Below are 8255 nucleotides of genomic sequence, written 5' to 3'. Positions count from 1 at the left end.
CTTTTTGGACTAGAGCTTGAACAAGATCTGTTGTAAACTGATTCATAGGAAGACCTTCTTTCTTTGAATTGGTTGTGGTGACTTAATTCTACAAGAAAAGGTCTTCCTTTTTGTATTTATTCATTTACACAAGATATTTTACGCTCTCCAATATCATTCTAAATACAATTATAAAATTTATTGTATTGTTTATAGGGATTATTATGTCTATAATAATTTATTCTACTCCCAAAAAAGGCCATAAAAATCTTTAAAAATTTTGTAGTAATCTTCTATTCAAATTGTTAATTTGTTTCAGTACATAAAATATAATGAATATCCTATACATGTTTATAAATTACTAACTTATAAGGTCAACCCAAACAGTTTATAGATGAATTCTTTTTGATTTTGGACAGACGACACCCTTAGTAGAACCTGCTTCTTTTCAATCTCATACAAACCTTCTCCCATTAAAGATTTTTTTATTATAAATGTTGCAGCCGTACTTTATATAGATAATAAAGTGAATTTTTTAAAAGATGGAGCGAATCTAGCCAAAAAGAATTAGAGAAAGGAAAAGTACAGTCTTTAAAAATTAAAGAGCATGCTCAAATTGTATAGATAGGCATAGCTCGAATGTATTTCTCTAAATTGCTTAAAAAAATTCAAATAAAATGATATGCCATTTAAATTTCTTGGAAGAAAAGAAATTATTTTTAAGGAGGTACTGGTTTGAAGAAAACAAAATTGAATTCAATAGAAGTTGCTAAACTTGCTAGAGTTTCGCAATCAACAGTATCACGCGTTTTTAGTTCTAGCCCATTTGTATCTGAAAAAACGCGTAATCGTGTATGGGAAGTAGCTGAAGAGTTAGGGTATCGTCCGAATGCTCTCGCAAGAGGATTAATTAAGAATAAAACAAGAATGATAGGCGTTATTATAAGAAATAAACAAAGTTTGCTATATTCAGATATCCATTTAAAAATTTCTGAATATTTAAATAAAAAAGGGTATTATGTTCTTCTTTCCTACACTGAAAATGATGAAGTTCAGCAAGGGGAAATCTTTCAATTTCTTGAATACAACGTAGACGGGATAGTTTCAGTAGATGCTTTATTATCTCCAACCGTTATTTCCCATCTTTCCAAATTCAATATACCAGTTATACTTTTTAATCGCTACACCAAAGTTTTTTCTCCATCCTATCATTTTATAGGTTGTGACAACTATGCAGCTGGTAAGTATGTAGGAGAGTATTTACTTAAACAAAATCATAGTCGATGTGCATATATTACAGTTCCTATGAGTGCTGGAATAAGAGAAGACTGTGAAAAAGGATTCCGTGAAACTCTCCAAAAACGAGGTGCGGAAATAATTATTGCAGTAGAAGATTATACCTATGAAGGTGGCTATAGAGCTACCTTACGACTGTTGAACAGTGTTTCTCCTCCAGATGCTATATTTTGTACAAATGATATTATGGCATTAGGAGCAATTGATGCAGCCAAAGTTTTAAAGTTATCCGTATCTAAACATGTATCAATTGTAGGAATGGGAGATTCTATAATGGCTTCATGGCAACGGTATTCTTTAACTACCTGGCGACAGCCTTTAGATGAGATGATTGATTTAACAATTAATACATTATTAAATACGATTGAAGGGAAAGTTAAAAGTTTTGTTTCTGTCCTGCTCTGTGGAACATTGATGAAACGAAATTCAGTAAGGATTTATTCAAAACATAAGCAATATAATAAGTAAAATCTCTTTATTTTTTGAGTAGACAAGCAAGCTTATTGAATATGCTGCATATTTTCTCAATAAAAAAAGAGCATACCATAGTTTTGGAATGTCATCTTTCAATTTTACAGGGTACATGGTAATGACCAATCTTAAATAATTTGTGACAAAGATAACTCTTCTTGTTTACTCATAATTTGATTCATATTATGAAGGGACTGGTTAGTTTTGAAAGAATTAACGGTGAGTTCAGTAAACGTATTATCTCAAGTTTAAAGTAGATATTCTTATTTTACAAAAGGTCCTTTGATTATGAACCAATATACGTAACTTAAGGATCTTACAAGGGTGAAAAGCTTTATTATTAAGTTTTCTAAGAGGACAGATTTTTTTCAAAACCTGTCCTCTTAGAGATTTGGATTTACTTGCCGTATGAAAGTTAACTACTTTTAGTTTTTCTCTGTTTCCTTTGCTTCTTAATTAATAAAGATATAAAAAACAAGACGGGTATAAAAATCTGGAAGAAAAGGGCTACGTACATCGGGATAATCTTTAAACCAATGTATATATGAACGGCGTAATTTTTCATAAACAGTACGCATATCAGATAGACAATTAATAACAAAGGGATAATTATTTTTTTATAAGATTTTAAGTTGAATAATTCGGACATTCCTGTGATTCCTGCATATGCAAAGAGAAGAATCTTTATTAAACCGCCAATCATGAAAACCAAAACAGCCAGTAGCTCTACATGACGGATAAAATTTAAGAAGTTTATATGTTCAATCGTTTCAATAAAGGGAAAATTAAAAGACTGTGCTAAATCAGCTGTTAATACCCCTACATTCAAAATGGCCGCGAAAATCAGTAAAATCCCTGAGATGAGTATAGATAGCCATCCCCTTTTTAAAAACGGAGAAAATGAGGATAAAAATTGAAAAAAACATAAAAATACAATCGATTCTCCAAAAGGGAACGTTATAATGGTTGGAAAAACAGTGTGCAAGATGGGCATCCATCCATTCTCTAATACAGGTCTTAGACGATTAAAATCAAACTGTTCTTGAAAGAACATAAGAGTAACAACTAACAGGATAAACGACAGCATAAGAAAGAATAAATTTTCAGAAGTACGCCCAATTGCTTCAATACCTAAATAACAAATATACGCTACAAGTAATAAAATAGTGATTTTAATAAGCCAAGCACGACCATTCATGTTTGTAAGTAATACTTCGTTAATAAAAAAAGAAAAGTCAGCTGTGACACGTGCAGCTATATAGAGAAAGTATCCATAATAAAGAAAAGCAAGGATACGACTAATAGGACGATTAAACGCTTTTTGCAGCATATTTAATAAACTGTCTCTCTCTCCACTTAAGTGATAGGAATAAGTGTAGAAAAAGAAGAGACCCATTCCACAAATTGTTCCTACTAATAAAGCAATCCACGCATCCTTCTTCGCATCCAAACCAATCCCTAAAACGATCGCACTTCCTAATTCAAAAAGCACAACCATTGTAAATAGCTGAAACGTTCCGATTCGTTGTATTTGCATTTTTTCAACCTCGTTTATAGTTTATGAAGGTAAATTTGCATCTCCATAATTTCTAATCATAACTTTTACTTTTATATCAAACTTTGATTCAAGATATGCTTGTTTCCATCTTTCATCGATTTTCTTCCATTCGAATTTATCATCAATTCTTAATATATCGCCAAAACCAATAAAATCAGATTGTAATTTTTGAGACTCTTTAATTAGTTGTACAATCTGGTTTTTTACTTCCTTTTCCATTTCTTTCTCCAGACTCTTTATATGTGAGGGAGTAGAAACATCTATATTACAGTTAAGCTCATCCAGATCTCCCACTATTTTTGTTCGAATGTTAAAAGAGGGTCTTCCATCTACCATAGACCCTTTAATATTTGTTTTTGCTTTTATAATCGTTAATCCAAATTCTTCATGCTTGGAACAAGGGGAAGTGAAGTAGCTACTTTTTAGTTTTCCTTTTGTTAGATAATAAGTTCGACTTAATTTATCATTAAGCCATCCCACTTCTTTATCTCCTCTTAACACAGTTAAGCCAGAAAGTTGCAAATACGATTTAGGCGCTAACTGTTCAAGGTTTTTCTTTTTTTCCGCACTGTTTACCTTACCGGATATACTTAATGTTGGAATAACTGCTTCCTTTCCTGTTGAAAGAACCTCTGCTTTTAACTGTAGTGGAAAAACTCGTTGATGAGACCCCCAGTTCTCTTCTGTATTAATGACAGTCTTTAGTATTTCACTTGTAGGTATCTCTTCCATCGAAGAAAAAACGCGTAAAGCATCAAATGCTTTCATATGATTCATAACGAGAATGTCTACCGTCGAGCTAAGGCCAGGTTTACGTAAAAGGTAGTTCAATACCTCATTTATTCCTTGTTTCTTTGCCAGCTGTTCATCAATTAGAACAACCTGAATTTGTGAAAGAAGAAGTTCTCGGGGAGTCTTTTTTGAGATCAGTTCTACAGCTTTTCCTATGCTCCTTGCCTCGTCTTCATATACAACAACGGAAGGCTTGTCTGTTGGAGCGTTTAAGGGATGGGGGTTAACTATCTGCATGGAAACACGATATCCATCTTTTGTTTTATCGACTCCAAGTCCATATACAAAAGCGTTTTCATTTAATTCGTTGATACTAAGGTTACCAAGGGAAAAGATAAAGAAAAAAAAGATAAGAAAAAGAAGCACTAATTTTTTCACGTTTACTCTCCTTTCCCTTTTTTCGTACGGTCTTTTGAAACTGGCTCTTCATGATGAAAAGAATGAACAGGATTTGCAGTTTCATCGAATGGAGCTCTAAAAACCGTATCTCTCTGATCGTGAATATTAAATGGAGAGAGGGGAGATAAATAGGGAACTCCAAATGATCGCAAGTGATTCAAATGAAAAAGTAATATTAAAGTAGCCATAATGACCCCATACAGACCTAAAAATGCAGCACATAAAATAAATACATATCGAATTGTTCGCACGGCAGGAGCTAATGTAACGATAGGATTTACGAAAGAAAAAATATAAGACGTACTGACTACAAGTAAAGTCGCTGGTTGAACAAGTCCAGCTTCTACAGCCGATTGACCGATGATAATCGTTCCCACAATGGAGATTACAAAAACTAATGTTTTTGGAAGGCGGGTAGCGCCTTCTAATATAATTTGAAAAAGAAACATAAATAATAATACTTCAATCACTAAGGGTAATGGTTTTCCTTCTCTTTGCGAAATGAGACTTATTAATAAATCACCTGGTAACAAGCCTGGATGAAAATTAACAAACGCTATATACAAGGCCGGGAGATAAATCGCTAAAATTAAAGCAGCAGCTCTAAATAGCCTGAGAAACCCTCCACTTTTATAATAATAATCATCAGGAGCCTGGAGGAATTGAATCAATACAGCAGGTACTACTAACGAATAGGGGGTACCTTCCACTAATATTGCTACTTTCCCTTCTGTTATTTCTCCAGTTACTACATCTGGTCGATCAGTCGATAATGTAAGGGGAAAAGGTGTAAAAAAATCATCACTAATAAATTCTTCTATATAATTCGACTCTAACACTTTTTCCAAGTTAATTTTCTCTAATCTTTTATTAAGTTCGCTTAATACCTTTTTATCAACCTTTTTTTCGAGATAAACAAGACAAATATCTGTATTTGTAATCGTCCCTAATGTACGTTTCTCAAAGCGTAGATCTTCGCTTTTAATAAACTTTCTAAGTAACGAGACATTTGTATCTAAATTTTCATTAAAGCCAATCACAGGACCTTTAGCTACTCGTTGTCCATGGGCTTCATCGATAGCTCTTTCTTTCCACATGGAAGTGTTGCCTAGCAAAACATGTTCTTGCTCTTCCACAAGAATAGCTGTTTGTCCTTTTAACAATTCTTTGACAAGTTCGTCAAGTGATGTAACGATGGTTACAGCTTTAACTTGTAGTATTTCATGTTGCAACGTATGTAGGATACCATCTTCCGCATCGTTTATTACAAGTCGTTGCATAGGCTCAATGATGTAGTCTTCGATTTCCTCTTCTTTTACAATTCCAGCTATATAAACAAGGGCTGTCTTCACCTTTTGATGGTTCATTTTTATTCTTAGGTTTCTAACTACAAGGTCAGTAGGATTACCTAACGTTTCTTTAATCCGTTCTATATATATTTCAAGCAATGAGGACGGCATCATATTCCTCCTGGCAAAATGAATTTCTTTTATTCTTCCCATTGTTGATAGTAATTATTTACAGTTAAAAAATTTATTCTTATGAAAAACAACCAAAGATATAATAAGGTTATCTCTTAGTTTTTCAAAATAAAGGTAAGCTGCACTATATACGCCTTATACTGAGATTTACTTATAGTCTAAAAAAAAAAAACAAAACAAACTGAGCCTTCGTTGTTGCTACACAATGAAGGCTCAGTTTGTTTTGTTAATAGTTTTCCTTAACCAATCAATATCTACTTTCAGATAAGGAAGTTTGACGTATTTGAATATTTGGATAAGCAATCCCCAATAGAATGATAACTACGCCTATCCATTGAAGCAAGGATACAGTTTCATGCAGAATACAGGTAGACATAGTTACAGCCATTGGTAGTTCTGAGGCACTTAGAATGGTGCCTAAGCTTCCGCCGACTTTGGGCATACCAATATTAAATAAAATAGGGGGAATAAGTGAACCAAAGAACCCAGCGAGAAGACCGTATAACCACAAACCATTGGTAAGCTCATCGTTTATAAGAAACACCGGAGGTAAAAAAATAAATATTACTAATGAAGCTCCCGATGTCATAATGGCACTTTTGTAAATTGGGTGAATAGTTATACCTGTACGTCCACTGAGGAAAATAAAACAAGCAAATGATAAAGCAGCAAGCATACCAAAACTGATGCCAGTAAGCGAGAAAGTCATCTCATTTTTCAAAAAGCCAGAAGCAAGGATAGAACCGAAAAGGATGATTCCTGTTGCAATTAAGTGCTTACGGTTAGGTACTTTCTTGTTAAAGATATATTGTAAAATGATACTGATCCATGTAAATTGCAGTAGAAGAATAATGGCAAACGAAGCATCAACATAACTAAGAGTTTGATTATAAAAAATACCTGTTAAACCCATAGGTATCCCACTTATCATTAAACTTAGCCACTGTTTATACTTTAAACGTACCTTTGGAACAAAGATTGAAATGACCCACAACATGATAGAGCCCATAAAATATTGACATCCTGTTATTTCACTTAGACTAAAGCCTTGACTATATGCTATTTTAACAAATGTTGATACTACTCCATATGAACAGCCACCTAAAAAGACAAGTAACGCATAGCTCCAAATTTTCATTATTAAATCCTCCATAAAACAAAATAAAGCCACCCATCTCCTAGTAGAGATGGGTGGCGAAAAGTAAAGTGATAAATTTACATAAAAATCCACCTGCTGTAAACCTTTTTACAGCTTTTAATTATTTCAATCCTTTATATTATAAAATTCCTGAATCTATCTAGCAAGCTAGAATATAGAAAGGTAATTAAGTAATAGAAGAAACTCTTCAAAAAGAAGACTTTTCTTTAATAGGTAAAAGCTTTTACAAAGGTGAAAAGGCAAAACTAATTTAGAAAATTACTTATTTTTCTCTAATTAATAAATATTAGTTTGTTGATAGTTACATTGATTCCTGTAGAGTTTTAAACACATTAAAACAAAGATAATTACTAATAAGTAACTACCTTTGTTTCTAATTACTATATTGAGAATCATTTGTTTACATTTATTAAGTTAGTGTATACTTTCTTTATTTTGGTCCATTCAAGTTGTTTAGTATTTTCTACTTTGTAATCTGCTTTATCAAGGATATTTCCTACTCCTACAGCAAACATTTCACTTGCTTTAATAGCATCTATTCCTACTACAGCATCTTCAATACCTATTGATTTTTTAGGATCAGCATTTAATTTCTCACATGCTGTTAAGAAAATTTCAGGATCTGGCTTTGACCTTTTAATTTTTGCTGCATCTACACAATAATCAAAGGTTAGATTTAATCCAAGTGCTTGTAAAACTGTACCTGCGTTTTTAGAGACGGAAGCTACTCCAATTAATATCCCCTCTTCTTTGATATTCCTAATTAATTCAGGAATTCCTGGTAGAATATCTTTAGGAGAAAGGTTGGTTAGATAATTACAATACAATTCATTTTTCTGATTAGCTAATGCTTCTTTTTCTACTAAGGAGAAGTCATTTTGACGGTTTCCTTGTTTTAAAATTAATTCAAGGGAATCTAGACGACTAACGCCTTTTAAGTTCTCATTAAACTCTCTATCTATTTTAATATCTAATTGATCTGCAAGAGCTTTCCAAGCTAAAAAATGATACTCAGCTGTATCCGTAATAACTCCATCTAAGTCAAATATTACAGCATCTATATAACGATCATTCATTGATTAATCCCCTTTTTTGGTGGTATTATCTTTTAGTTTAGATA

Annotated in this window: 6 protein-coding genes; 1 reads left to right on the top strand and 5 read right to left on the bottom strand. The window is 32.7% G+C overall.

Annotated elements, in window-relative coordinates:
* The first annotated feature begins 714 nt into the window (after nt 1-714).
* Nucleotides 715-1743 carry a LacI family DNA-binding transcriptional regulator gene (locus AC1D0Y_RS24935; protein ID WP_477708034.1) on the top strand — a complete coding sequence of 343 codons (1029 nt, stop codon included), beginning with the start codon at nt 715-717 and terminating at the stop codon, nt 1741-1743.
* Nucleotides 1744-2161: 418 nt separating this feature from the next.
* Here the strand turns inward: AC1D0Y_RS24935 and AC1D0Y_RS24930 are convergent, their stop codons facing one another.
* The 5 genes from AC1D0Y_RS24930 to pgmB form a co-directional block, all read right to left on the bottom strand.
* Nucleotides 2162-3283, bottom strand: coding sequence for a GerAB/ArcD/ProY family transporter (locus tag AC1D0Y_RS24930; protein WP_477708033.1), 1122 nt, complete (start codon nt 3281-3283; stop codon nt 2162-2164).
* 21 nt (nt 3284-3304) lie between these two features.
* Nucleotides 3305-4474 (bottom strand): Ger(x)C family spore germination protein, encoded by a 1170-nt coding sequence (locus tag AC1D0Y_RS24925; protein WP_477708032.1) that lies wholly within the window; start codon nt 4472-4474, stop codon nt 3305-3307.
* 2 nt (nt 4475-4476) lie between these two features.
* A complete protein-coding gene (locus tag AC1D0Y_RS24920) occupies nt 4477-5955 on the bottom strand; it encodes a spore germination protein (protein WP_477708031.1) in 1479 nt (492 codons plus the stop codon).
* Between the two features lie 268 nt (nt 5956-6223).
* The gene (locus AC1D0Y_RS24915) at nt 6224-7114 is read right to left on the bottom strand and encodes an EamA family transporter (RefSeq protein WP_477708030.1); all 891 of its coding nucleotides are present in this window, start codon (nt 7112-7114) and stop codon (nt 6224-6226) included.
* A 413-nt stretch (nt 7115-7527) separates the two neighbouring features.
* Nucleotides 7528-8211 (bottom strand): beta-phosphoglucomutase, encoded by a 684-nt coding sequence (gene pgmB, locus AC1D0Y_RS24910; RefSeq protein ID WP_477708029.1) that lies wholly within the window; start codon nt 8209-8211, stop codon nt 7528-7530.
* Between the last annotated feature and the right edge of the window lie 44 nt (nt 8212-8255).

The sequence above is a fragment of the Priestia sp. P1_B12_1 genome, assembly GCF_056406695.1.
This window is presented reverse-complemented; position numbering and strand designations above follow the sequence as displayed.

Bases quoted from the DNA above. Each gene is read 5' to 3' on its own strand.
- AC1D0Y_RS24915 (WP_477708030.1), bottom strand. From the start codon at position 7,114: ATGAAAATTTGGAGCTATGCGTTACTTGTCTTTTTAGGTGGCTGTTCA.
- AC1D0Y_RS24920 (WP_477708031.1), bottom strand. From the start codon at position 5,955: ATGCCGTCCTCATTGCTTGAAATATATATAGAACGGATTAAAGAAACG.
- pgmB (WP_477708029.1), bottom strand. From the start codon at position 8,211: ATGAATGATCGTTATATAGATGCTGTAATATTTGACTTAGATGGAGTT.
- AC1D0Y_RS24930 (WP_477708033.1), bottom strand. From the start codon at position 3,283: ATGCAAATACAACGAATCGGAACGTTTCAGCTATTTACAATGGTTGTG.